The sequence below is a fragment of the Motiliproteus sp. SC1-56 genome, assembly GCF_017309075.1.
In the GTDB taxonomy this organism is placed as follows: Bacteria; Pseudomonadota; Gammaproteobacteria; order Pseudomonadales; family Balneatricaceae; genus Motiliproteus.
Genome location: NZ_JAEMGS010000006.1, coordinates 107796 through 133054, shown reverse-complemented (window position 1 = coordinate 133054; position 25259 = coordinate 107796). Strand labels below are relative to the sequence as shown.

The window sequence follows — 25259 nt, the reverse complement described above, 5'->3', positions numbered from 1 at the left end:
CAATGAGCATTCTGATCAACAAAGACACCAAGGTGATCTGCCAGGGCTTCACCGGCGGACAGGGCACCTTCCACTCCGAGCAGGCGATTGCCTACGGCACCAAGATGGTCGGCGGCGTGACCCCCGGCAAGGGCGGTCAGGAGCACCTGGGCCTGCCGGTCTTCAACACCGTTGCCGAGGCGGTCGAGGCCACCGGCGCTGAAGCGTCCGTTATCTACGTACCCGCGGCTTTCTGTAAGGATTCCATCCTGGAAGCGGCCAATGCCGGCATCAAGCTGATTGTCTGTATCACTGAAGGCATTCCGACCCTGGACATGCTCCAGTGCAAGGTCAAGTGCGATGAGCTGGGCGTGCGCCTGATCGGCCCCAACTGCCCCGGCGTCATCACCCCCGGCGAGTGCAAGATCGGCATCATGCCCGGTCACATTCACCTGCCCGGCAAGGTGGGCATCGTCTCCCGCTCCGGTACGCTCACTTACGAGGCGGTCAAGCAGACCACTGACGCAGGCTTCGGTCAGTCCACCTGTGTCGGTATCGGCGGCGACCCCATCCCCGGTTCTAACTTCATCGATATCCTGGAGATGTTCGAGAAGGATCCTCAGACCGAGGCCATCGTGATGATTGGTGAGATCGGCGGTACGGCTGAGGAAGAAGCCGCGGCCTACATCAAGGCCAACGTCACCAAGCCGGTGGTTTCTTACATCGCGGGTGTTACCGCGCCTGCCGGTAAGCGGATGGGCCACGCCGGCGCCATCATCTCCGGTGGCAAGGGCACCGCGGACGAGAAGTTTGCCGCCCTGGAAGACGCGGGTGTTAAGACCGTGCGCTCTCTGGCTCAGATCGGTGATGCGCTGAAGGAAGTTACCGGCTGGTAAGCCGTCGATCTTTCGGTAAGGAAAAAGAGCGGCGTTGCCGCTCTTTTTTTTGCCCGCCGCAAGAGGTCGGCCCGCCCCAAGTGTCCGTCTGATTGCACGGCGGGACAGCGTGATGGGCGTGTCTTCGCCGCTTCGTTTTCTTCTGGTGCAACGCAAAAAAGCGTACTAGAATCAAGGTTAATGCCTCAAGGAACGCGTTCGCTCGCAGAGGCTTATTTCTGACAGGGAAGGAGGCCACCGGGTAACTCGGTTGTATGGCTCGTCGGATCCTCACGTTTTTCATTTTGCTGGTGCTGACGTTCGGCTTGGCCACCTATCTGATTTTGGGCCAGGCCATCGACGAGCTTAGGGTTGACCATTCCCGTCGGCAGGCCCAGCTACACCGCGTTATTTCGGGTGAACTCAGCAATACCTACCTGCTACTCGATAGTCTGATACGCGAGCGCGCCGGGCTTTATCGTCAGTATCATACCGCGGCACTTGAGGCCCTTGGGAAGGACGCTGCCACCCTTGATGAACTCAAGGCGGGACTCAGTCAACAAGCTGGGTTCGAGGTGGACCTTCGGCTGATCAGTGAGGAACTGCTGGTCGAAGGGAGTACCTTTGGACCCGATCTCGGGCTGGACTTCAAGGCACCAGCCTTTGCCGACGTCCGCCGAATTCTGGCGCTGGCAGAAGAGAGGGGCCAGGTGTTTCTGAGCGCCCCCAGCCGCAACCCGGCCACGGACCAGTTTCAGTTGACCACCTATTCAACGCTGCTCGGCGGGGGATACCTCGGCGTGGTGTTCACGGATCCGCAGGTCAACCATTACTTTGAGTCTTTAATCGACATGGCGAAGCTACACCCTGACGTGGAGGTGGCGCTGTTTCTGGATAGCGGGGGCAAGCGCCTGGTCCGGCTTGATCAAGCTTCAGCCGTGGGGGGGGCTGTCAGGCTGGTCGTGGACAGGCATCTGAGCCAGCGCCAGGAAGTTGATTACCGGCGCTTTCGCCAAGCGGCAAGGGCAGGGGGGCTGACGCGAATAGACGACGAGGCTCCCGGGGGCCAGCCGCTCACCCATATCTATACTCGCCTCCTGGGGTTGACCCTGGATAGCGGGCTGCCGCTGAATTTTCTCGGCAAGATCACCTTCGATAGCCGCCGGAGCGCGGCATTCGAGAGCCATTTTGTCCGTTTTTACGCCACCTTGCTGGGCTTGGCGATACTGTTCATGGCGGCGCTTATTGTGCTGGTACGTTACCGGTTGGTGATGCCCCTGCAGAGCATCGTCGGCGCCATTCGCAATCGTCTGCCGGTGGACTCGGGACGCTGGCAGCAGATGCCGGAGCTGCATTTTCTGGCCGAAACCTATAACCAGGCCCTGGACTATAACGAAGCCCGGATGAAAAAGCTCTCTGAGCTTTCGGTGACCGACCCGTTGACCGGGCTACTCAACAGGCGCTACCTGGAGCAGGTGTTCGCCAACGAGCTGGCACGAGCGGCCCGAGGCGGGGAACGGGTTGGTTTTGCCATGATCGACGTGGACTTCTTCAAAGCCTATAACGACCTCTACGGTCACCGGGGGGGGGACAGGGCGTTGGTCAGAGTGGCCGAAATCTTGAGCCAGCAATTCCGACGGGCGGGGGATTTCGTGTTTCGTATCGGCGGAGAGGAGTTCGCGGTGTTGATTACTGACCCCGGCCAGACCCCGCTGGTGGGGCAGGTCGAGCAATTCCGTTTGGTGCTGGAGAACGCTGCCATTGCCCACCATGGAAGCCGTATCGCCGATGTGGTCACTGCCTCGATCGGGTTGAAGGTGATCCAGCCGGGTGAGCTAATCACCCCTGAGGAGGTGATTGAAGCGGCCGACCAGGCCCTCTACCAGGCCAAACACGCCGGGCGCAACCGAGTCCGGGTCGTAGACGACAGCGCCTAATCGGCCTTCTGGGTACGCGGCGGCCGGGGGGCTTCGAGCAGCATTGCCGCTTCACCCTTTACCAACAGCTGTCCGAGCAGCGCCTGCTTCATGGTTTCGCGGTTTTGGGCGGTCAGATGGGTTTTGATCTGGTCCTCGATCTTGGCCAGCGGGGGCGTGTCGGCGCGCCGGTTCTCAAGGTAGAACCGACGGATGGCGTCCTCGGTGGGAACAGCGTCGGGAAACAGGGTGCTCAGCACCGCTTCGCGATCCGCCCCTTCTGTCTTCATCTGCTGGCGAATATAGGCGTCCAGCAGCGCCTGCTCCAGTACCAGCATCTGCTGCTCATGGGCCATTTTTTGAATCTGGTAGATGGGCTCCTGAAATTCTGCGGGCAGCGCGGCGAATCCGTAGGTCTGCTCACCAACCCGGAACAGTGCCGGTTCCCCGGGGTGCGCCTGAGCTTTTGGGGCAGCTTGACCAGGGGCGGGTGACTCCTGGTTTTGAAGCAGCAGCGTCACGGTGCCGGCGGCGATCATCAGCAGGGCCGCGATATTCAGGTAACGTCGGGTGTTGCCGCCAACAGGCAAGAGATCATTCATAGGGTGATATTCCACGTTGGGTTGAGGGGCACGACTTAACGGCTCAATAGCCGGCCAGGGCCGCCAGCAGGCCGATTAAACCACCGAAAACGCCGCCCCATACCACCAGCCAGCCCAGATGCTCTCGGATCATTCGCTGAATGATCTCCTTGACCAGCTCAGGGGTTAGCTCATCCAGGCGTTGTTCCACAATTTGTTCGATCTTGCCGCCGATCTCTGCCATGGCATCAGGGCTTTCCAGCTCGGATTTGAGCAGCCGCACGAAACGTTCATCCCGGGTCATCGCCTCTACCGAGGATTTCATCCGTGCCACGAAGGGGTCACGTAAGGGCTCGAGGACGGCGACGCCGCCGACCATGTTCAGCATGCTGCCGAAGGAGGAGCGTTCGATGACCTCGATCAGCGAGTCAAAGGTGGGGGAGAAGTCGAGCTTGTCGATTACCGGGGCCAGGTGAAGGTCAGGCTGGTTGCCGTTGTCGGCGGCGAGAAAGCGCTCGATGTTGGCCTCGGTAAAAAACTGTTCCATCATCAGCGTTTTGATGCCGCGCTTGAAGTCTTCGAAGCGCGCCGGAATGACGCCGGAACCGTAAAGCCCGGGCATCCGCTCGAACAGCATATGTACCGCCAACCAGTTGGTGGCGGCACCGGAGAGCGCGAACAGCCCGATCGATAGCAGCACCGGGTAGTTGTATACAGCGCCGGTGAGCAGTGCAAGGCAGGCGATTCCGTTGGTCAGCAGGCTTTTGTTCATGGTTCTTTCCTTCTCTGGCAGCCGCGCGGGATCATAGCAGGGGGCGCCGAAGTCTCGCAACGGGGCCGGTCCGTCGGACCCGGGCATCCAGCGCGTGGGCCATACTGACAGGGCTAGGCGTCGACAGGTGATGGGTGAACGGGTAGGGTATTGCCATGAATCGGGAGCAGCTGCTGGAGTCTTTTCGTCGCGCCGGGCCTTCGCGTCGTTTCGACGGTGCTGTGGAGCGCTACGAATGTTATCGCGGCGATCATCAGCTCAATCCGGATATGCAGCCGGTACGGCATTCCAAACGCGGATTTTTCCCGGCTGCCGTGCTGGTCCCGGTGGTCAACCGCGACGATGCCCTGACCGTCCTGCTGACCCGACGCACCGAACATCTCAGGCATCACCCCGGTCAGATCAGTTTCCCCGGGGGGCGTCTGGAGGCGCACGACGGTGGTCCGGTGGCCGCCGCTCTGCGTGAGACCCAGGAGGAAGTGGGGCTGGCGCCCGAACGGGTGCGGGTGCTGGGGCTGCTGGATGACTACATCACCCGTACCGGCTTTGTCGTGACGCCGGTGGTGGGGCTGATTGAGCCTCCGGTCAGGCTAAAGCTCGATCCGGGTGAGGTGGCCGAGGTGTTTGAGGTGCCTCTCGCCTACCTGCTTGATGAAAGCCGCTACGAGCGGCACCACCGTCATTTTCAGGGCCGCGAACGCTATTTTTATGCGGTCCCTTACCGGGAGTACTTTATCTGGGGGGCTACGGCCGGGATGCTGGTCAACCTGAAGCAGCAGCTCTGCAAGGAGGGCCCCTTGAACGACCGCTCCCACCATAGCCTGCGGCACCAGTAGGGAGCGGTTAACCGAAGAGGGGTGGCGGGGTGAACGGTAATGTGGAAACCATTGGTTTTTTCAACCTCGCGCTGGCGTTTCTGCCCGTCTTTCCCGTGCTCTACATCTGCTATCGCTGGCAGGTGGAGCCTGGCAAGGCGCTGTATGCTCTGGGGCGAATGCTGATCCAGCTGCTGCTGATCGGTTACTGCTTGAATTTTATCTTCGCTGCCGATCGCAGCTGGGTGATCATCCTGGTGTTGGCGGTGATGCTGTTTGCCTCCAGCTGGATTTCCCTGACCTCCCTTGAGGCCCAGCGCCGCCTGCTCTACCGCCAGGCGTTGGCGGCCATTGGCCTGGCCGGCGGGGTCAATCTTTTCGTGATCGCGGTCGGAGTGTTGGAGCTGGAGCCCTGGTACTCACCGCGCTACCTTGTACCCTTGGCAGGTATGATCTTCGCCAATGCCATGAACACGGTCAGTCTGGCAGCCGAACGCATGGCCGCCGAGCTGGCTGCGGGGCATGCGTACGACAAGGCGCGGGCCGTCGCCTTTAGGGCTTCGTTGATTCCCCTGCTCAACTCGCTGCTCGCGGTAGGGCTCGTCTCCTTGCCGGGGATGATGACCGGGCAGATTCTCTCGGGCGTCTCCCCTCTGATCGCCGCCCGTTACCAGATCATGGTAATGGCGATGATGCTGGGGGCGGCCGGGGGGGCATCGGCCCTGTTCCTGCTGTTCAGCCGGGCCGCTTACCTGGGCTGGCGGAGCACGACGGCGGAGGCTAGAGAGTGATCGCCCTGCGCTAAACTAGAGGAAAATCACCGGGGAAGGCCATGTCAAAGGGGCTGCACCATCACCAGCAGCGTCATCAGGGGTTGAATCAGTTCGGAAAGGAGTTGATTCGCCGCTCTGGCGCCAAGTGCGAACTCTGTGAAGCGAGCGGGGTAAAGCTCGTCGTGTTCGAGGTCCCGCCGATTCCCCCGGAACCGGACATCGACCACTGCCTCTTCGTTTGCGACACCTGCCTGGAACAGTTAAAGACGCCACGTAAGCGGGACCCGGACCATTGGCACTGCCTGGCCCGTACGGTGTGGACCCCGATTCCGGCGGTGCAGGCATTGGCTGTGTACCTGCTACGATACCTTGAAAATCGTGCCGACTGGGTGCCGCCTTTGCTTGATGAACTCTATCTGCCCCCAGAGGTCGCCAGCTGGGCGGAGAAGATTGAGCTCTGACACCTTCTCGGCCGCCGCGCTCTTGGCCCGTCCCTACTGGATCTTTGACCTGGACGGGACTCTGACCCGGCCGGTGCATGATTTTGTTGCCATTCGCCGGCAACTGGGCGTGCCTTCCGACGAGGGTATTCTGGAGTACATTCAGGCTCAGCCGGCGCCGCGGCGAAAGGCGCTATCAGGGGCATTGGATGCCATCGAACGGGATCTGGCCCGGCGCAGCGAAGCCAACGAGGGGGTGCTGGCCCTGCTGGAGGTGCTAGAACAACGGGGAGTGGAACTGGCCATCCTGACCCGCAATCGCCGGGCAGCAGTGGAGATAACATTGCATCGCCTGGGGGTGCATCACCTGTTCGCCCCCGCCTGCATACTCGCTTGCGATGACGCGCCCCCCAAGCCGGATCCTGCCGGAATTCACCGCCTGCTGGCGTACTGGCAGGCGCCCCCGCAGCAGTGTCTGATCATCGGTGATTACTGCTTCGATCTGGAGGCGGGTGTGCGGGCCGGCATCGGCACCGTGCATTTTCAGGATGACCCCGCCCGTCACTGGCCGGAGTTGACTGACCTGCGGATCAACCACTTCAAAGAGCTTACTCGGATCTTGAGAACGCTTGAGCCTTTACCCGCTCGACCGAGAAACCGCGTTCCCTGAGCAACCGTTGCACGCCCTGGTGACCGGCAAAATGGGCAGCCCCAATGGTAAAAAAGAAAGGGGTATGGGGAGCCGTTTTCAGCAACCCCTGGATGCGCTCGGCCATGCGCCGGTTGCGCTCGTCAATCAGGCGCCGTCGCAGCTTGAGCTTGAGCAGCAGGGGCACCTCCATCTGTTCATCCAGTAAGTCGAGAAAGGCCTCCGGGTCTCCTGCTTGGTAAACGCGGTAGGTTTCGGCAAGGAGTGGACGGTCTTGCGCCTGGGCCTGTTCTATGTAGGCGAGGGTCGCCTCCAGCAATTGCAACTGCTCATCCCAGTCCAGCGCCTCGAATACCCCCGCCTGCTCGCTGACGGTTTCCAGCGCGCCGGTCTGTTTTCCCGCCTGCAGCGCCCGCTCGTAGAGTCGCTGATCCATGATCGGCGCGTTGTCGTAGCGAATCTTTTCATCCAAGACCACCAGGGTCGTGGTCAGGGCCCAGAGGCGCAGGCGATCCAGCACCGAGAGGCTGAGGGTGGGGCTTATTCGGGCCAGAACCCGGTTGAGGCGCTCCTGAGTGGCCGGGGCCAGGCGCTCGCTCAGCCGCTGGCCCTCAGGCAACTGGAACGCGCGGCCGGCTTCCATCAGGGTGGTGGGGTCCAGGCTGAGCTCGCCGTAGAAGGCGTGGCTTTGGCCGAAGGCGCGATCGACAGCCGGTGGCAGCGCGTTCAGCGTGGGGTTAGCGCTGTGGATGGAGCCGAAGAGATAGGACGGGGGGGACCCCTCGATGCGCCATAGGAGCGGGGCGTTCTGGGCCGCTTTTGCCTGCGTGCCGAACAGGCAGACGGCCAGGATGAGCAGGCTTAGAGATAGTGTCAGGCGCATGGAGCCCCCCTCGGTCAGGCGCGCGGGTCCGGCAAAAAGCTCGCGCAACTCCTTATATCTGATAGTTCATGGTGCCCGCCCCGTCGCTTTGCCATCTCTTTAGCCAGCCGATAAATTCGTCGGCGGGCAGCGGCGCGCTGAACAGGTAGCCCTGCCCACGGGGGCAGCCTTGGGCTACCAGAAAATCCTTCTGCCGTGTCGTTTCGATGCCTTCGGCGATCACGTTGAGCCCCAGGCCGCGGCTCATCAGAATGATCGCTTTGACGATGGCGGCATCTTCAGAGTCGACGGTCAGGTCCCGAACGAATCCTTGGTCGATTTTGAGGTGATCCAGCTGGAAGCGCTTGAGGTAGGCGAGGCTGGAGTAGCCGGTGCCGAAGTCGTCGATGCTGAGCTGGACGCCCAGCTCGCGGAGCTGATTCAGGGTGGCAGCCGCCCCTTTCGAATCTTCGACCAGCATGCTTTCAGTCAATTCCAACTCCAGTGACTGTGGGGGAAGACCGCTGTCTTGCAGCGCCTGCAGTACCTGGTCCAACAACTCAGGGCTGCTGAACTGGCGGGCTGACAGGTTCACCGCCACCAGCAGATGCTCCAGGCCGTCGGTATGCCACTGGCGCATTTGCCGGCAGGCTTCTTCTAGAATCCACTGCCCGAGGGGGATGATCAGGCCGCTCTCTTCGGCCAGGGGAATAAAGTCGAGCGGGGAGACCAGGCCTCGGTGCGGGTGGATCCAGCGGACCAGGGCCTCGGCGCCGACCACCTGTCCACTGTTGAGGTCCAGTTGTGGCTGATAGTAGAGGCAGAATTGTTGCTCCTGGATCGCTAAGCGCAGTTCACGCTCAAGCGCCATGCGCTGCAGCACCTGCTCCTGGAGGCTGTGGGTGTAAAACTGAAAGTTATTGCGCCCCTGGCTTTTTGCCTGGTACATGGCCATGTCCGCGTGCTGGATCAGACTTTCGCTGTTATCGCCGTCCTCCGGGAACAGCGCAATACCGATGCTGGCGCCGACCTGTACTTCCTGCCCTGCCAGCGAAACGGGGTGTCCAAGGGTTGAAAGCAGGCGTTCGGCCATCTGGGTGACGCTTTCCAGGCGGTTGACCTCGGCCATGATCAAGGTGAACTCATCGCCTCCGAGGCGCGCGGCGGTGTCAGTTTCACGGACCAGGCGAGCCAGGCGGCAGGCCATCTCGTGGAGCAACTGGTCGCCCAGGTTGTGGCCCAGGGAGTCGTTGATATCCTTAAAGCGGTCAAGATCGATAAAAAAGAGTGCAAAGCGCCCCTGTTGTCGCCGTGTGGCGGCAATCTCCTGCGCCAGCCGGTCCCGGAACAGGGCGCGGTTGGGCAGCGCGGTGAGCGGGTCATAATAGGCCAGCTGGGTGAGCTCTTTTTCCGCCTGCTTGATCTGGCTGATATCGGAGAATACGGCGATGTAATGGCTGGTATCGCCGTCCGCCTGGCGGATACGGTTGATGGAAAGCCAGCAGGGGAAGACTTCGCCGCTCTTGCGGCGATTCCAAATCTCTCCGGACCAGTGTCCCTTGGAGATGATTTGCTGCCACATGGCCGCATAAAACGTCTCTTCGTGGCGCCCTGACTTGCACAGCCGGGTGCTTTGTCCAATGGCTTCTTCGCGGCTGTAACCGGTAATGTGAGTAAAGGCTTGGTTGACGCTGAGTATGCGGGATTGATCGTCGGCGATCATTACGCCGTCGCTGGTGTTCTCGATCACCTGCTGCGCCAGCTCCAGCTCCTGGTGAAGCTGCGTCTGCTGGGTGATGTCCTGAATCAGACTCAACAGCTGGGGCCCCTCAGGGGTTTCGAAGCGACAGGCGAAGTAGCGCCAGTAGCGCTCTTCGCCTGCGAGGTTGCGGCCCTTTAAATCGACGCCTTTGAGATGACCGGTGGGTTGGGCTTCGGCCAGCAGGTCCTGGTGCTTGTCGACCTGCAGTGCCTCGTGGATAGGACGCTCCAGGCAGGCCTGGCGGGAGTGACCGGTCAGTTCGGTAAAGGCATCGTTGGTTTCGAGCAGCTGCGTGGAGGGGAGCCGGGCAATGGTCATGCCCAGTGGCGATTCGTTGAAGGTGGCGGAAAACTTGGCGTTACGCAGTTGCAGGGCGCGTTGCTGCTGGTGTCGTTGCAAAAGCAACCAGGCGCTCAGGAGCAGCAGTGCCAACAGGGTGATCCGGACCCACCATACCTCGGAAGGCAGCGTCTTCCAGCCCTCTTTCGGCTTGGCCGCGAGTTGCCAGGCGCCGGACGGGAGAGAGATGTCGAGCAGTACGGCCTCGTCCGCAAACAGGGCCGGTTCCCCGAAAAACACCGTCCCCCGCGCGCGGTCGCCGTCGCGTCCCCGCAGTGCCAGCGCCAGTTCATCATCCCACAGTCCAGTGTGCGGGTAGAGCTGCTCGAGATCCAGCACCGCGGAGACCAGCCCCCAGAACCGTTTGGAGCCTTCCGGACCCGTGGTGAATACCGGCATTCGGGCGATCAGGCCACGCCCGCCCTGGGCCAGTTCCAGGGGGCCGGCAAGCACGACCTTGCCGGTCTCCTTGGCGCGCAGCGCGGTCTCCCGCTGGCTTGGTGTGCGGCGAAAATCCAGCCCGAGGGCGCCTTCATTACCCTGCAACGGGTAGACATAGCGGATCACCAGGTCGGGGGCGGCGGCTACGTTTCTCAGTTGGTTCTCGTAGCCGAAGAGCTCCGCGGCAAACGTGCGAAACGCTTCTTGGGACATCTGTGGGTTGACTGCCAGGGCAGACGCGAGCCCCTGTACCAGATAGAGGTTGGAGTTGAGGGTGCCCTCCAGCTGAGCGCGCACGCGGCTGGCACGCTCGACAACCTGCAGTTTCTGCTCGTTGCGGTATTGCCGGCTCAACTGCCACTCGATCAGAACATCCGCTGTCAGGGCCAATATCGTTAAAAGGATCAGTATGTTGCGCATTGCAATGGGGTCCCTTTGAGTTAGACAAAGCATAACGGATTCACCCGTTCTCGTCGCCTACAGGACCGTAATCCCGCCTCCTTCGACTAGCTTAAAGTGGTAGTGCAAGGGCCAGGTGCAGGCGGCATCATCCCCTTTGAACCCCGAGAGGAGCGTAGCATGCAGGATCTATTACCCGATTTATGCGACCGTTTTGCCGATAAAGTCGCCGTGGTGACGCCGATATTCGCCAGCTTTGGCGCAAGGCGGGTATTTGGTGGCCAAATCGTCACCATAAAAGCTTTTGAGGATAACTCACTGGTGCGCGAGCAGGTAAGCGAGCCGGGAGCGGGCAAAGTGCTGGTGGTGGATGCAGGGGGCTCCCTGCGCCGCGCCATGTTGGGCGATATGCTGGCGGCAAAGGCCGCCGCCAACGGCTGGGAAGGGATCGTGATCTGGGGTTGCGTGCGGGATGTGGAGGCGCTTGGGGAAACCGATATCGGGGTCAAGGCCCTTGCGGCCCATCCCATGAAAACAGAGAAGCGTGGGCTGGGCGATCTGAATGTTGCCGTTACCTTTGGGGGTGTGACCTTCGAGCCCGGGCACTATCTGTATGCAGATAACAACGGGATGCTGGTGGCTGCGGAACCGCTCTCGTTGCAAAACGAATAAACGCGAGTCCCTGGGGGGTGTGCCGAATCACCAAAGCAAACGTGTCTATCCCCGGTCCGAGGCATCCTAGCGCTTGCCGTCACGAAAGCTGGGCAGGTCATCGAGCAGCCTGGCGATCTCTTCATTGCCCGGGGTGGCGCTTTGCTCCGCCTCCGGGCTGGGCGTTTCGTTAAGCAGCAGGCGCTCGCCAAGAAAACTGCCCTTGCGGGCGACGATCATCTCCTCGCTGTGCACCACGCCATGGACGCGCCCACCGTTTTCGATGGTGATGCACTGGCAGTGTACTTCCCCCTCGAGAAGCCCCGAGACCGTTATCTCATGGGCTTTCACCTGGCCGCGGACCTCGCCTCGGCGACCAACGGAAATGCTGTCCAGAGAGGCGATGGTGCCTTCGAACAGACCGTCGATGTGCAGCTTGCCGACGATGTTCATTTCGCCACTGAACTTGTTGCCTTGGGCGATGATCGTCACCGCGCTGCGGGGGGGCTTTGGGGTTCTGGACTTTTTGAGAATTCCCATAGGCAGACCTATCGGCTGGTAAAAAACGCTGCTGCGGTGAGCGCTGGCAAGAGCCTTGCTGATGCCGCGGCACCGGGATGATAAGGAAGGCGCCGGGAACGATCAAGCGCGAGAATGAGCCAGCCGGCAACCGGCCATTGGCGCCCTGAAAAACAGCTGTGGGTGCGTTCGGCCGCTTCAAATATCCCTTATCCCCGCGGCCGGGGCGATTCACTGGCCTTGCCAGGAAAACGGCGGGTTGATCACCCTATAAAGCAAAAATATAGCAGGGAAAGTGAACCCCGCTTGTCACCACAGGGGGCTGCTCATGGGGACGCGGCCAAGGGCGCTTCGGGCGATGGCGTAGGCAGGGTGAGGGCGGCGAACTGGCGTAATGAATCCCAACTGATGCCCTCCACCTGTTCAAAAATCGCAGTGTAATTTTCCATTCCCCAGTCGAGAAAGGGTTGGGGGTCCAGGGGTTTGAACAGGTAGCGTACTTCGTAATGCAGGTGGGGGCCGGTGGAGAGTCCGGTATTGCCGCTGTAGCCGATCAGCTGGCCTTTGCGTACCAGGCTGCCGCTGTTGACTTCGCGCTTTTTGAGGTGGCCGTAATAGCTTTTGAAACCGAAGTTGTGGTTGATGATGATCAGGTTTCCGTAGCCACTGGACTTGTGGTAACCGGCGTACTCCACGGCACCGTCAGCGGTGGCGTAGACCGGAGTGCCCCGGTCGGCACTGAAGTCGATGCCGTTGTGATGTTTGCGTTCCCCGGTCACCGGGTGCTTGCGCATGCCGAAACGGTCGCTCGGGGCGATCCCTTCGATGGGGTAGCCATTGGGCAACCCGCGGAGCATAAACAGGCGTTCGTTGGCGATGCGCCGCAGCTCCCGGCCGCGCTCAAGGGTCATCTGAGTAGAGGGCTCCAGCCCCAGTTCGAGCTCCAGGGCCCTGAGGGGGCGGCGCCAGCGCTCACGCTCGTCGGTGACTTTGGCCCGGTCAGCCTGGACCGCGTTGAGGGTGTTGGCGAGTTTGTCCAGCTCCGTACGGACCGATTCACGGCTGTCAACGGCGTCGGTATAGAGGTTGGCCAGGAGCTGGTGATCCTGGGTGAGACTGGTGAGCTCTTCCGATGTCTTGACCAGCAACGCATTGCTGATAAAAAAACTGGCCAGGCTCATCAGCACAAAGAGACCAAACAGGTATTTTCCCACCTTGCCCAGTGAGAACTGGCGGGAGCCGCGGGTGGTGGTCAGTGTCAGGATCAGGCGGTTCTTCACGGGCGCTTTGGGCTGTCGGTTGTTGCCGTTGCATCGGGTGTTCCAGTATACCCCAGGCGTAAAAAGTGTCACCTTGTGCGCGTTGCTCAATACGTCGGTAGGGCATCGCTTCTGCGTCGGATTATGGGTCGCATGTCAAGCCTTTAAATAGCCGTTCAGGGCGGTATAATGCGCGCCTTTCATCGTTAACAGCGCAGGACGCCCTTCGGTTTCAGGTCCCGTCTAATCGTGACTGGCAGGCCGAAATGGCATCAGCCACCTTTCCTCTTTTTTTAGCGCGTTTTTCCACTTCGTTACTCATCAACGCAAAGGTCACCCGTGGTCGTTTTTAATATTCACAGCAAAATTTCCGGGCAAAACTACGTGGGTTCATGCCGCAGCGACATCTTTGAACGCTGGGAGCTCTATATTCAAGCCGCTGAGGCGGGACTCGACTATCCCCTCTATCGGGAGATCCGTGAGCATGGAGAGGCCAACTTTGATATCACCGAACTGGACTTTGCTGAGGACATCTCCGAACTGCGTGAACGCGAACTGCTGCATACCGTGGAGCTCAAGGCCCGCTCGCTGCGCAGCTACAAATTCGGCCGCACCGATGCGGTAGTCAAACGGCACCGGCAGGCGGATATTGACCGTGCCTGGATGAAGGATCTTGAAGACGAGCCGCGCGCCGGTGTCCAGCAACAGGCAGAAACCAAACGCCCGGCGAAGAAACCGACCACAGTGGCAGAGTCTGCGAAGAGGCCGACTGAGTCCCGATCCAAGGTTGAGCAACCCAGTCCTATGGGTGAGCAACCCAGCCCTATGGATGAGCAACCCAGGCCTATGGTTGAGCAACCCAGGGCTATGGTTGAACAAGCCGGACCCGCTCTTGGCACTGTAGAAAAAGACAGTGTCAAGCCGGCACGTCCCAACAACCAGGATGCACAAGTGGCTCCTGAACAATCAGCAGCCGTCGCCGCTACCCCCTTAAACGACGAGAGCCAGGCGCTGCTGGCGGCCGGGGCCGGGCTGCTGGTGCGTACCCTCGACAAGGCCCAGGCGCTGTCGGCGCAGTGGCAGCAGGCCGCCTCGCAGACGGCCCTGTTGAGCAGCGCGTTAAAAGCGTCCGAGCAGGCCCTGAAGGCACTTGATGTGCAGCAGCGTGTTGCCGAGGAGCGGGCCCGGGAGGCGCAGGCGGCATTAGCTGCATCTGCCGAAGCAAATCGGGCGCTCGGTAATGCGCAGCGTCAGCTTCATGAGCAGGGGGCCGCACTGGCCGAACTAATGGCTGCAAGCAGCAATGAGCAGGGTGGCTTTGACGCCCTGCAGGCGGAAATTACCGCGTTGTTGAGCCAGCTCAAAGCACAGGGGGCTGGCAAGGTGGCGAACCGGGAGGCTCACCGGCGGTCACCGGTGTCTGAGCAGAAAACGGGAGACAAGCCGGCGGCAGCGCCTGCGCCCAGGCCCGCGCCTGCTTCCGCGTCAGCGCCTGAAATCGCACCGACGGGCGGAGCCCAGGCGCATCCCGCGTCTTCCGCTGACGATGAACCCTCTGCCGACGAGATGGCGGCCCAGGAGGCGCGCATGGTCAACGGATTGAAAGGCCTCGGGGCCTTGCTGGACGCTCAAAGGGTTGAAACGTCAGCCGAAGAGGAAGCGAGCACCCCGGTGAGGGCCTGGGTGGCCCCCGCTAAATCGGATGGGGAAGCGCCTCGGGTTCTGGAGAAAACCGACAGACGGAAAGCCGTCGTCCACCGGCGCAAAACCAAAGCCCTGGGGGCCATTGGCAGTGCCCTGAGCGAGGCGGGGCGAGGAGGGCGTAAGACCCTTAGTATCCGTTCCGGCCTGTGAGGGCAACAGACTCTCAGGGTTTCTTCAAGGGTTTTCTGAAGTTGTCGTGACAATTCTTGCAGGCGCCGCCCACTCGCTTGAGCTGCTGGGCGAGCGCCTCAGGGTCTTTCTCTAGCGCTACTTCCACCAGGCGCGCGGTCTCGGCCCGCAGGCGCCGTATCCGCTTTTTCACCTCGTCGGGTTGCTGCCAGATCTTGGGCAGCGCCCGGGTGCCTTCAAATTGGTCCAACCCCGACGGGACCTCGAATACGTCGGGAATAATCAGCGCGAGATTGCGCATGTTGGCGGCTCGCTGGACGGCGGCGTCGTTGAATTCAGCCTCCCCTTTAGCGACGGCGGTGAGCTTGACCAGTTGGCGCTTCTGGGTCTGCATAAACCCCTGGCGCAGCTTGATCTGGCTTTTCCCATCAAACTCGGCGGCCACCGCCAAGCCGGACGTGAACAGTGAAAGGCCGAGCGCCAGGCTGAGGGCTTTTTTTCCACTTACCGGTAAGTCCATAACAATACTCCGCTATTATGGGGTTTATGCCGGTCGTTTAGCGCCGGCAAGAAGTGTTTTTATATAGCGCATTATTCTATAGACTCTTAACATAAGTCATATTTACGCGGCAAGGACAGAACGGAACGCTAGGTAGAGGTAGGGAGGTTCTATTGACGAAGATGAGGTGGAGAGTACCGTGTGACGGGCGCCGCATCGCAGACCCAAACAGCGGGTAAACCCGGGCTTCTCCCTAACCGGGTGGGCTTCAGACTGGTTGCCATCCTCGCCCTCTGTGTCACCGCAGGGCTCAGTGCCCTCATGCTTTTCTATTCCGAGCGGCAACGGCTCAACATCCAGACCAACAACGAAGAGGCGATGCGCCAGGTCACCCAAAGTGTGATCAGCAGTCTCAAATCGGTGATGTTGGCAGGGTATGCAGATATCGCCCAGAGTTTTGCCGACAACCTCAAGACCGTGGATGGTGTCTCCGACTTTCGCATTCTGCGCGTCAACGGCGACGAAGCCTTTCGCGATAACAAGACCATTGATGCGGTAAACCGTTATCGCGGTGATGAAGAGTTTTTGCGGCGCGGTCAGACGCGTCGGGTGCCGGTACTGGCACCGAATGACCCTAACCTGCAACAGGCGTTGGCGCAGCGCACGATCGTCTCCTTCTACGAACAGAACGCCCTCGGCGGGGAGCAATTAACCTTCCTCGCCCCGATCCGCTTCGCCAAGGAGTGTGACAAGTGCCACGAAGAACAAAATGGTGTTCGCGGTGTGCTCAAGCTCACCACTTCGCTGGATGCGGTGAATCAGGATATTCGTAGCACCCGGCTGGATGCGCTGGTGATTCTGGTCGTGTCACTGGTGTTGATTCTGACGGTCGCCATCACCCTGGTAAGGCGCTCGATCGTCGGGCCCATCATTCGCGTATCGGAAGCGATGCAGGCGGTGGCCCGGGGCCAGCTGTCTCGGCAGGTGCCGGTGTTCGGAGACGATGAGCTGGCCCGGGTGGCGGCCAGTTTCAATCACATGATCGGGGACCTGAAACGTACCTACCAGGCGCTGGAAAGCGAGCAGAACAAGCTGGCCACCATCATTCTTACCGCGCGCGAGGGCATTGTCGCCACCGATCCGGCGGGGACGATCATACTGACCAACCCGGCGGTGAGTCGCATCCTGGATAAGGACCCCGAGCGTATCCGGGCGGAGGGGCTGGCGGGGCTTCTGGACGGGGCCGCGTTAGACGGGGAGCGGGCGCCGGGCGCCGCGCAGACGGTTGAGGTGGTGGAGTACCGTGACCGGATTCTCAACGTGGCGTTGACCACCATCGTTAACGAAGCCGGCGACTCTATCGGCAGCTCGGTTTTGATCCGCGATATCACCCACGAGCAACAGCTGCAGCGCCGCCTCGAACGCTTATCCCGTACCGACGGCTTGACCGGGCTGCATAACCGCCGCGCATTGGCCCAGCAGCTGGAGTACGAAGTGGCGCGCGCCAGCAGTAACGCGGATCCTCTGTCGCTGCTGATGTTCGATATTGACTACTTCAAGCAGTTTAACGATCGCTACGGCCATGCCGCGGGCGATCGGGTGCTTGAGGTCGTTGGTCGTATTACCCAGGCGACGATGCGCGAAGTGGATTTCTGCTGCCGTTACGGGGGCGAAGAGTTCGTGGTGCTGCTGCCCAGCACCGACGCCGCCGGCGCCTCTGCGCTGGCTGAACGACTGCGCACGGCCATCGCCAGGGAAGAGATCGAAGGGGAGCCGGTGACCGTCAGTATCGGGGTGGTGAGTTGTCATGATTCGGGTTGTCCTTCGGGGGAGGTGCTGCTCAATCGCGCTGACCAGGCGCTCTACCGTGCCAAAGAGCGGGGACGCGACCGGGTGGAACTTGCCGAGTGTGGGCAGGGCGGGTAGATGTTCAGGCATATCGATCTCAAGGTCCTGGTGGTGATAGGTACGGTGGTTGGTATCGGCCTTGCCTCACTCGTGGGCTTTTACAGTGAGCGGGAAGAGCGGGATGTGCTTGCGCAAAACAAACGGACCCTGTTGAAACTGGTGGACAGCACCCGCCAGGGGCTAAAAACCCTGATGCTGTCCGGGTACGGCGATGTGGGACCGGTGTTTGCCAAAAGTCTTGACGAGGTGCCCGGTGTCGTTGACCTGGCGGTTGTGCGCCCGGACGGTTCCGAGGCGTTCGCGGACAACCGGACCATTGATCGCGTCAATCAAGCGGTCGGCTATGAGATGTTCTACCCGCGGGAGCAAGAGAACCCCCGGGAACGGCTTCAAAATCACCGCAACCAGCTCCGGGAGGTTCTCTCCAGCGGCAAACTAGCGGAGTACTATGACGAGCGGGGCGATGGCGAGCGGCTTTATACGCTGTTGTCGCCGATTTTCTCTGAGCCGGTTTGCCAGGAGTGCCACCCCGCAGCGGAGCAGGTGTTGGGCGTCATCAAACTGACCACTTCGCTGGCCCGGGTGGACGCTGATATCGCGTTGAGCCGCCTGCAGTCGCTGCTTTTACTGGCCGTGATCCTGCTGCTGATCGTAGCCGTGATCCGGCTCTTCGTGGTTAAAAACCTGGTTCGCCCGCTGGGGGGGATCACGCAGGCGCTGCGGCAGGTATCGCAGGGGGACTTTCTCCAGCAGCTATCACGACCGCCCCACGCCGAGCTGTCGATGATGGTGGACAGCTTCAACCAGATGACCCAGCGGCTGGCCGGAATCTACAGCGGCCTGCAGGCGGAGCGGAACAAGTTGACCACGATCATCCTGGGCGCCAGAGAGGGCATGGTGGCGACGGATGAACGCGGTCAAGTGGTTCTGGTAAACCCCGCTGCCGAACAGCTGCTGGGCAAGAGCGCGGCGCAGATCAGTGAAGGGGGGTTGAGTACCCTGTTCGATGATCCTGAGTGGATTGATGGGCGTCTGGCCGCTGCCCGATCCCAAGTGCCGGAGGCGGCCGTGATCGAGTATAACCGGCGCACGCTCAGTGTGCAGTTGGCCACCATCTGGGATGACATCGGCCGTACCCTGGGGTCGGCGGCATTGATTCGTGACATCACAGAGGAGACGGTGTTGCAGGCGCGACTTGAGCACGAGTCCCGCACCGACCCCTTGACCGGGCTTTACAATCGGCGTTATTTCGACCAGCAGCTGGAGCAGGAGCTGCGGCTGGCCCGGCGCTACCAGCGGGATCTGGCGCTGGTGATTTTTGATGTCGACCATTTCAAGCAGTTTAACGACCGTCATGGGCATGACCAGGGCGATCGCATACTCTGCGAGGTCGCGGCCAGGGTTCGCGAGGGGCTGAGATCGGTGGATGTTTTCTGTCGATACGGCGGTGAGGAGTTCGTGATCATCATGCCCGGGATAGGCATTGTCGAGGCGAAAGCCGGCGCTGAACAGCTGCGGGCCAGTATCGCCGGTCTTGACGTCGATGGCCTGAGCGTGACGGCCAGCTTCGGTGTGTCCGCAGGGCAAGGCGAGGCGAGAGCGCTGCTCGAGGCGGCCGACCGGGCCTTATATCAGGCCAAGGGAGAGGGACGAAACCGCGTTTTTACGGCCAACCCGGAATAGATGAGAGGGCGATTCGAGTTGTGGAACCAAGAAGCCGGGCGTATAGTTCAGCTGTTAGTGTATTAAAGTTGTGCAAACCGTGTACCTGTGGACCGTTCAATTGAACCCTGCCGTCGTACCCTTGCCCACCTCCGATACCTAAGCTAAACCTCTCGGGACGCTCCGGGGCAATGTGAACTAATAGGCGAGATAGAAAAGCATGTCTGAAAAGCAAAATGGCACCGTTAAGTGGTTCAACGACGAAAAGGGCTACGGCTTCATTGAGCGTGAAAACGGTAAAGACCTCTTTGTCCACTTTCGGTCCATCGTGGGTGAAGGGCGTCGCACCCTCCACGAAGGCCAGGCTGTGAGCTTTGTCGAAGTGGAAGGCCAGAAAGGCCCCCAGGCAGATCAGGTCACTGCGCTTTAAGCGTCAGCTTCTGATTTCATAAAAAAGCAGGCTTTAGCCTGCTTTTTTTTTGGGCTTTGTTCCGAGTGACGTTCAGAGGGTGTCCGGGTTGGGGTAAAGCTCGGTAAAAAAGCGCCGGTGATGCTGGTAGCTCTCCTCCATGATCTTGGTGATCGCTTCGCGGGCCTCGGCCAGCGCACTGAGCTCCTTTTCCGCGGTTTCCTGAACCTTGGCTTCCATTTCCCGGTAGTAGTCCATCTGGAGTGTGCCTAGTGCCTGCGGATTGCTGCCGATCACCGCTTGCATCTGCTTCATATTGGCTTCCAGCAGGTCTCCCAGGCACTTGGTCTGCAGGGCGGTGACCCGCTCGAGGGCCTGGCGGTTAACCTCCGAGATATCGAGTACGGGTTTTAGGCTGGCTTCCCAGCCGCTGGTGTTGTCGGACATGGCTTCTCCTTGCGGTCGAGTGGTGAGGGGGCAGGGCACCTTTCAAGATAGCTTATGGACAGCGGTACTTGGGCTTGGCCGGTCCTTTAATGACTCAAGCCGGGGCAGGAGCCTGGGTGTCGATCGCAGGCACGTCAGTGTGCGGCGTCCGGGAGCGTTTTTTCATCAGCCTCTATCCCTACCTGCCCGTTGCCGAACTGCTGCTATCTTCAATAGGGGCATCGCAGGAGGCGCGAAATGCATTCGACCCAGGTATTTGATGAAGGACCCATGGCCGGGGTCCAACCACTGGCTTTCCCATCCCAGCGGCGGACGCGAGGGCGCCTTTTTCTCTTCAGCTTTCTGATCACCGCGGTATTGGCGTTGGCGTATACCTGGCTGCGTGACCCCGTGTACCGTAGCACCGCATTGATACGGGTGGATTCGGTGGCTGCGAGTGAGGCAGAGCCGGTCCCCGAAGCCTTTGTCCGTGAACAGCTGGTGATTCACCGGCACCGCCTGCTGGGGTATCAGTTGTTGGAGGAGGTTGGCAAGCAACTGGGCGCCCATGGGTTCGGCGTGGATACTGAAAGCCTGAGCGCGATGCTCGGGGTTCGTTTGTTGGAGCAGAGCCGCTTGCTGGAGCTGGAGGCGGTGGGTGAGGATCCCGCGCTTCTGGCGCCGGCCCTGGCGGGCTGGATCGAGCACTACCGGGAGCGTTTCGTGGGCGAACGCTCCGATGCCACGCTCGATACCCGCACCACGCTCCAGGCGCAGCTGCAGGATCTGGAGGAGCGCATTGCCGAGCGCCGGGAGGCGATGGAGGCATTCCGTCTGCAACATGGCATCGTTTCCCTGGAGCGGGATGAAAACAGGGCCCTGGCCAAGGTTAAGGCTCTGGGGGCTGCTCTTGACCGCGCCGCGGAGGCGCGGGCGGAAGCGGCCTCGCAGCGCCAGGCGCTGCAACGAGCCATTGAGCGGGGGGAAACCTGGATTCGGCCCCAGGACCAGCGGGGGTTGGACCAGCTCAGCCAGCGCGCGACCGAGCTGGAAGAAACCCTGAAAGATTATCGGCAGCGGTTTACTGAACAGTACCTGGCGATGGATCCGCAGGTGCAGGCGCTTGAGCGCAAGCTGGGCCTGATACGGGAAAGATCAGAACGCCTGCGCCTGGATAGTCAGCGCTCGTCGCTGGCCGAGGCCGACCGCACCCTGGCCAGTGCAAGGGATCGGGAGAGTCGCCTTGCCAGGGAACTCAACGCCATGCAAGGGCAGGTTCAGACCTCCAGCACCCAGCTCCAGACCTTTGCGGGTATGAGCACCGAGATGGCTGCCCTAGAGGAGCAGGCCCAGCAACTGAGGGACCGGCTGGTCGCCTTCGAAGTAGAGGCGCCTCATCGCATGGATATTGAACTGCTGGAGCCACCCTACACCCCACGCAAGCCTTACGCGCCGAACTACTGGCGCGATACGGGCATCAGTCTCGCGGCAGCGCTTGGTTTTGCCTTGCTGGTGGTCTCTCTTTACCGCCTGCTCACTCCGCGAGAGGGCCCCGACATCTTGGTTGCAGGTGGGATGGGGCTGCCCATGAGCGAGCCGGAAAAACTGGTGCGTGAACCGGCAATGGCGCTGCCCGATGCGATCCCCGAGGGGGACCGGATACTGACAGCGCAAGAGTGTCGTGCCCTGGTGGAGGCGGCCGATGACGGTGCCGAACTGGCGGTGCGCTTGTTGCTGAGCGGCGTGCAGCCGCAACGCCTCAGCGGCTTGCGGGGCTCGGCCTTCGGACCCGGTGGAATCGAGCTTGCCGGGGCGCAAGAGGGGCAGCTGCAACTGAGTGAAGCGACCTGCTGTCTGGCCGGTGCACGGGGCTTAGACCTAGAAAGTCCGCTCTGGCGAGATCGTCACGGTCGCCCGTTGGGCGGTGAGGGAATCGATACCCTGATCAGCTGCGCGGCCTTCGACGCAGGACTGCCCGGGGCTGCCGGGATAAGCCGGCGTACCCTCTTTGCGGCTTACCTGAGGTTTATTGCCCAGCAAGGCGCAGACCCCTGTGACCTGGTGGCCCATCTGGGACCGCTCGACGCCGATTGGCTGGGGTACTACCAGGAACTGCCGGCACCGGCGGCCGCGGCCAAGGAGCCGGTTCTCTGGATTCATCCTGCGGCCGATTAACCCATCGAGCTGCAGATGGAAACGGCCGTGTCCGGCGCCGGCACGCTGACTTTTAACAGCGTTCCCTGGCTAGGTGACGAGCTGACTTCCAGGGAGCCTCCCAGCGCGCGGGCCCGCTCCATCATGCCCGATAGACCGAAACCGTAACCCATTCGCGGCTCGACCGGGGTCTGGATGCCTACTCCGTTATCACCGATTTCCAGCTCCACCGTTTCCTTGTGAAAGTTCAGTTTCACCCAGGCCCTGGAGGCGCTGGCGTGTTTCAGTACATTGGTCAGCCCTTCCTGAACAATCCGGTAGAGGTTGATCTCCATCGACTCGGGCAGGGCTTTTGGAATTTGCGGCAGCACCAGCTCCAGCGCGATTCCGTGCTGCGTAAAGCTCTCCAGCGCCGGCATGAACCGGATAGCGTCAACCAGGCCGAGGTCGTTCAGCGGCATTGGGCGCAGACTGGTAATCCGGCGGTAGACCACATCGTACATCTCCTGGGCGTTCTGGTAGATGGACTGAGCGCTCTGGTAGGCAGCGTGTTCAGGGGGCACCATCCGCTGAATCAGGTAGGCGTCGGTGCGCACCACTGCAAGGGATTGTCCCAAGTCGTCGTGCAGCTCCTGGGCCAGGTGTTTGCGCTCCTGCTCCTGCAGGTGGATGATCTGGTCCAGCAGGCTCTGATTCTGGCGCATGCTGTCGGAGAGCTGCTGATTGCTTGACTCCAGTTCCTGACTGTAGCGGGCCAGCCGCTGGCGCGAACGCTTCAGGTCGGTCACGGTATCGGCGATGGTTTGGCTGAGCTGGTTGAATTCTCTTACCGGCCCTGGACTGAATGTGGCCTTGCGCTCTTCCGCCGCCTCTTTGGCAAGGGCCAGCAGGCGCTGCAGGGGGGACAGCGTCAGCCTCACCGCGAACAGCGCCGCCAGGCCTGCCAGCAAAACACTGAACGCGAGGGCCAGCACGGAGTGTGCAACCAGGTCTTCCAGCAGGTTGCGGGCGCTGTCGTTGCTGATCACCGCCAGAAACTTCAGCTGCGTTTTGCGGTCCCCGGGCAAGGCGATTCTCCGCCCGCTGGCGGTGAAATCACGGTCCTGGAAGCGTATCTGGGCTGGCGTTTCAAGCAGCCGTTGCAGGGCCTGGGTCTCAGCGCTTTCCGAGGGGGCGGTGCTGACCAGCAGCGCGTCCCCGAAGCCAAGCCCCAGGGCTCCATCCGGGCTGTCGGCCAAGGCTCTGGCTTCTGTGACCAGCGAAAGGTTGTTGGTCAGCTCAATGCCGCCATAAACAAAGCCCGCTACCCGGCCAGTGCGGGTCAGCAGGGGCTCGCGGGTAAAGAGGCCGACACGGGGAGGTTCTTCCTCACCACGGCTAAACCGGTGCCAGTGGTCTGAGTTGCCTCGGTACTGTGAAATGATCTGCCGGCAGTTGCTTCCGTGGCGAAGAAAAGCCGGGCTGTAGTCAACACAGCCATGTCCGTGCTCGTCGGACAGGATCAGCAGGTCGTACTGGGGAAGTCGTTTGGTGGCGGCCAGCTGATCCAATTGCACCCGGTAGTCTGCGTAAGCATCCTCTCCTTGCTCCTTTGGCAGGTGCTCCACGAGTTGGTAGAGCTGGTTCTGAAGCTGCCCAAGCTTTCCGTGTAATACCGATTGAAGCAGGGCGTGCTTTTGCCGAAACCGGCTTTCCATCTCCCGCTCAATGAGGGCTCGGCCCGACTGGTACTGGAAATAGAGCAGGCTTGAGGTGAGCAGGAAGACTGCCAGCAGCAGGGCGCCTCCCAGTAATGTGAAGATGGAGTAGGTGCGACTCACACTCAGTCCTTGAAGAGGGAGGCGCGGAAGGCATCTTTACGCAGCTTTTCAATGGCCTGCGCGCCGTCCTGGTCGGTGACAATGGTAAAACGCCCGGAGTAGACCTGGGGAACCGGTTTTCCCTGTATGTCGTTGGCAATGGCCTCGGCGAGGGCGATGCCGTTGTCGTCGTTCATCCGCATGACGGTCAGGTTGAGTTCGCCCTTTTGCAGGGCCTCAAGTTCAGCCTCGCCGCCGCCCCAGCCATTGATCTGTACCTCGCCACCCCGGCCCTTGGCCTTGAGCGCATCCGCGGCGCCCAGCGCCACGTCTGTGGAGCTGGCAAAGATAAATTCAAGGTCGGGGTGACGCTCCAGGGCATCCAGGGCGGCGACACGGGCCGACTCACGGTCGGCCTCGGTGTAATAGCTGGAGAGCGGCGCGATGCCGCGCGCGTTAAGAATATTCAAGAAGGTGCCGCCCCGGGCCTCGGAGACATAGCCCCGGTCCCGGTAAAGGATGACAAACTTGCGGGGTGCCGGGGCCTGTTCGAGGATAGCGTCGGCCAGCTGGCGGGTGCCCTGGTGGTGGTCAAACCCCACGTACATCAGGGGCGGGTTGCTTTCCCAGGCGCGGATCGGTGTGGTGATGTTGAGCAGGATGATCTTGGGGCGGGCCTGGGAGAGCAGGCGCTCAATGCTGCGCATCTGGCGGGTGCTGTCCAGGGTGTAGAGCAGATAATCGGGATCGGTGGAGAGGGCCTCCACCAACTGCTGCTCCTGCAAGGCGACCTCGGTGGCGGGGCGGCTGAAGTAGCTTTCAAGGCGATAGTCCAGACCCAGCTGGTCCAGGCGGTGGCGGAATGCTTCTAGATTGAGGCGCCAGTAGTCTGAGACCTGATTTCCCGGATAAATGGCGGCAATGCGTACAGGGCGTGGTTGCTCAATGCTCAGAGCCCGGGGAGGGGGGTTGACCTGCTGTTCGAAGGCCCTGTGGCGCGCCGCCTCTTGCGGGTGCTGGCTGAAAAACTGTTCCAGCAGCCAGTACGCCTGGCGGGGCAGCGCGTGGGCTGATTCAAGCCCAAGGAGCAGGCTGAGGCAGGTGAGAAGAATGGCGAGCGCACGCAGCATAAAAAACTTACAAAAACAAAGGGGATGCTAGTGTACACACAAAGCGCCTTGGGATTAATCCCCTGCCCGGGGAAAGTGCGCCGAAGTCGTCGGACGGCAGCGGCCTTGTCGCTCCAGCCAGTAGATGACATTGCCGACGAGCACGATTGAGCCGGATATCACCGCTGAGGCTGCGGCGGGGATCAGTGGCAGCAGGCAGGCTTCATTGGTGCAGCTGAAGTTGATATAGCCGGCGCTGCTGCCTTCAAGTACCAGCTTGCGGGCGACGATCTGACACGCGGGGTCATACGCCTGGATCTGCCGCGGGTAATAGACGCAGCCGCTGACCAGTAACAGTGCGATAAGGGTCGTAACGGACTGGCTTCTCATGCGGACTCCGCGGAGGGGGCTGCTCCACAGTGTAGCCA

General features: G+C 61.1%; 23 protein-coding genes. 12 read left to right on the top strand and 11 right to left on the bottom strand.

The window, feature by feature from the left end:
• Positions 1 to 2: 2 nt before the first annotated feature.
• Entirely contained in the window at positions 3 to 875 is an 873-nt protein-coding gene (gene sucD, locus JGZ97_RS08445; RefSeq protein WP_207062180.1) for a succinate--CoA ligase subunit alpha, read from the top strand.
• Positions 876 to 1129: 254 nt separating this feature from the next.
• Positions 1130 to 2791, top strand: a complete 1662-nt coding sequence (locus JGZ97_RS08440) for a diguanylate cyclase (protein ID WP_207062179.1) — start codon at positions 1130 to 1132, stop codon at positions 2789 to 2791.
• Here the strand turns inward: JGZ97_RS08440 and JGZ97_RS08435 are convergent.
• Together JGZ97_RS08435 and JGZ97_RS08430 are read right to left on the bottom strand one after the other, a co-directional pair.
• Positions 2788 to 3372, bottom strand: a complete 585-nt coding sequence (locus tag JGZ97_RS08435) for a hypothetical protein (RefSeq protein WP_207062178.1) — start codon at positions 3370 to 3372, stop codon at positions 2788 to 2790. The genes JGZ97_RS08440 and JGZ97_RS08435 overlap by 4 nt on opposite strands.
• A 43-nt stretch (positions 3373 to 3415) precedes the next feature.
• Positions 3416 to 4123 carry a DUF445 domain-containing protein gene (locus JGZ97_RS08430; protein WP_207062177.1) on the bottom strand — a complete coding sequence of 236 codons (708 nt, stop codon included), beginning with the start codon at positions 4121 to 4123 and terminating at the stop codon, positions 3416 to 3418.
• A gap of 155 nt (positions 4124 to 4278) precedes the next feature.
• On the opposite strand from JGZ97_RS08430, the gene JGZ97_RS08425 reads away from it, so the two are divergent.
• Genes JGZ97_RS08425 through JGZ97_RS08410 form a run of 4 tightly spaced genes read left to right on the top strand, consistent with a single transcriptional unit; the run spans position 4279 to position 6821 of the window.
• The gene (locus JGZ97_RS08425) at positions 4279 to 4959 is read left to right on the top strand and encodes a CoA pyrophosphatase (protein ID WP_207062176.1); all 681 of its coding nucleotides are present in this window, start codon (positions 4279 to 4281) and stop codon (positions 4957 to 4959) included.
• 29 nt (positions 4960 to 4988) lie between these two features.
• Positions 4989 to 5729 (top strand): ABC transporter permease, encoded by a 741-nt coding sequence (locus tag JGZ97_RS08420; protein ID WP_207062175.1) that lies wholly within the window; start codon positions 4989 to 4991, stop codon positions 5727 to 5729.
• Between the two features lie 41 nt (positions 5730 to 5770).
• Positions 5771 to 6172 carry a phnA protein gene (locus JGZ97_RS08415; RefSeq protein ID WP_207062174.1) on the top strand — a complete coding sequence of 134 codons (402 nt, stop codon included), beginning with the start codon at positions 5771 to 5773 and terminating at the stop codon, positions 6170 to 6172.
• Positions 6162 to 6821 carry an HAD family hydrolase gene (locus tag JGZ97_RS08410; protein WP_207062173.1) on the top strand — a complete coding sequence of 220 codons (660 nt, stop codon included), beginning with the start codon at positions 6162 to 6164 and terminating at the stop codon, positions 6819 to 6821. The genes JGZ97_RS08415 and JGZ97_RS08410 overlap by 11 nt, the downstream gene beginning before the upstream one ends.
• Here JGZ97_RS08410 and JGZ97_RS08405 read toward each other — a convergent pair.
• Together JGZ97_RS08405 and JGZ97_RS08400 are read right to left on the bottom strand one after the other, a co-directional pair.
• Positions 6760 to 7683: a TraB/GumN family protein gene (locus JGZ97_RS08405; RefSeq protein ID WP_207062172.1), complete on the bottom strand. Its 924-nt coding sequence runs from the start codon at positions 7681 to 7683 to the stop codon at positions 6760 to 6762. The genes JGZ97_RS08410 and JGZ97_RS08405 overlap by 62 nt on opposite strands.
• A gap of 52 nt (positions 7684 to 7735) precedes the next feature.
• Entirely contained in the window at positions 7736 to 10624 is a 2889-nt protein-coding gene (locus JGZ97_RS08400) for an EAL domain-containing protein (RefSeq protein ID WP_207062171.1), read from the bottom strand.
• Between the two features lie 159 nt (positions 10625 to 10783).
• Here JGZ97_RS08400 and rraA point away from each other — a divergent pair, with 159 nt between their 5' ends.
• The gene (gene rraA, locus JGZ97_RS08395; protein ID WP_207062170.1) at positions 10784 to 11275 is read left to right on the top strand and encodes a ribonuclease E activity regulator RraA; all 492 of its coding nucleotides are present in this window, start codon (positions 10784 to 10786) and stop codon (positions 11273 to 11275) included.
• Between the two features lie 66 nt (positions 11276 to 11341).
• Here the strand turns inward: rraA and JGZ97_RS08390 are convergent, their stop codons facing one another.
• Together JGZ97_RS08390 and JGZ97_RS08385 are read right to left on the bottom strand one after the other, a co-directional pair.
• On the bottom strand, positions 11342 to 11794 hold the full coding sequence (locus JGZ97_RS08390; RefSeq protein ID WP_207062169.1) for a polymer-forming cytoskeletal protein: 453 nt from the start codon (positions 11792 to 11794) through the stop codon (positions 11342 to 11344).
• A gap of 305 nt (positions 11795 to 12099) precedes the next feature.
• The gene (locus JGZ97_RS08385; protein WP_207062168.1) at positions 12100 to 13053 is read right to left on the bottom strand and encodes a M23 family metallopeptidase; all 954 of its coding nucleotides are present in this window, start codon (positions 13051 to 13053) and stop codon (positions 12100 to 12102) included.
• Between the two features lie 318 nt (positions 13054 to 13371).
• Between JGZ97_RS08385 and JGZ97_RS08380 the strand changes: the two genes are divergently transcribed.
• Positions 13372 to 14886 carry a GIY-YIG nuclease family protein gene (locus tag JGZ97_RS08380; RefSeq protein ID WP_207062167.1) on the top strand — a complete coding sequence of 505 codons (1515 nt, stop codon included), beginning with the start codon at positions 13372 to 13374 and terminating at the stop codon, positions 14884 to 14886.
• Between the two features lie 13 nt (positions 14887 to 14899).
• On the opposite strand, the gene JGZ97_RS08375 is transcribed toward JGZ97_RS08380, so the two are convergent.
• Positions 14900 to 15385, bottom strand: coding sequence for a cytochrome c (locus JGZ97_RS08375; protein WP_207062166.1), 486 nt, complete (start codon positions 15383 to 15385; stop codon positions 14900 to 14902).
• Between the two features lie 300 nt (positions 15386 to 15685).
• Here JGZ97_RS08375 and JGZ97_RS08370 point away from each other — a divergent pair, with 300 nt between their 5' ends.
• From JGZ97_RS08370 to JGZ97_RS08360, 3 genes are all read left to right on the top strand, one after another.
• The gene (locus JGZ97_RS08370; RefSeq protein WP_207062165.1) at positions 15686 to 17290 is read left to right on the top strand and encodes a diguanylate cyclase; all 1605 of its coding nucleotides are present in this window, start codon (positions 15686 to 15688) and stop codon (positions 17288 to 17290) included.
• Complete coding sequence (locus JGZ97_RS08365) at positions 17291 to 18955, top strand: diguanylate cyclase (RefSeq protein ID WP_207062164.1); 1665 nt, start codon at positions 17291 to 17293, stop codon at positions 18953 to 18955.
• Between the two features lie 199 nt (positions 18956 to 19154).
• A complete protein-coding gene (locus JGZ97_RS08360; protein WP_207062163.1) occupies positions 19155 to 19364 on the top strand; it encodes a cold-shock protein in 210 nt (69 codons plus the stop codon).
• Between the two features lie 72 nt (positions 19365 to 19436).
• Here the strand turns inward: JGZ97_RS08360 and JGZ97_RS08355 are convergent, their stop codons facing one another.
• Positions 19437 to 19790: a phasin family protein gene (locus JGZ97_RS08355; RefSeq protein ID WP_207062162.1), complete on the bottom strand. Its 354-nt coding sequence runs from the start codon at positions 19788 to 19790 to the stop codon at positions 19437 to 19439.
• Between the two features lie 237 nt (positions 19791 to 20027).
• Here JGZ97_RS08355 and JGZ97_RS08350 point away from each other — a divergent pair, with 237 nt between their 5' ends.
• Positions 20028 to 21944, top strand: coding sequence for a hypothetical protein (locus JGZ97_RS08350; protein ID WP_207062161.1), 1917 nt, complete (start codon positions 20028 to 20030; stop codon positions 21942 to 21944).
• Here the strand turns inward: JGZ97_RS08350 and JGZ97_RS08345 are convergent.
• The 3 genes from JGZ97_RS08345 to JGZ97_RS08335 are packed head-to-tail and all read right to left on the bottom strand — an operon-like array spanning position 21941 to position 25221.
• A complete protein-coding gene (locus JGZ97_RS08345) occupies positions 21941 to 23743 on the bottom strand; it encodes an ATP-binding protein (RefSeq protein ID WP_207062160.1) in 1803 nt (600 codons plus the stop codon). The genes JGZ97_RS08350 and JGZ97_RS08345 overlap by 4 nt on opposite strands.
• A gap of 2 nt (positions 23744 to 23745) precedes the next feature.
• Positions 23746 to 24852 (bottom strand): substrate-binding domain-containing protein, encoded by a 1107-nt coding sequence (locus tag JGZ97_RS08340; protein WP_207062159.1) that lies wholly within the window; start codon positions 24850 to 24852, stop codon positions 23746 to 23748.
• Positions 24853 to 24906: 54 nt separating this feature from the next.
• Entirely contained in the window at positions 24907 to 25221 is a 315-nt protein-coding gene (locus JGZ97_RS08335) for a hypothetical protein (protein WP_207062158.1), read from the bottom strand.
• Positions 25222 to 25259: the final 38 nt, after the last annotated feature.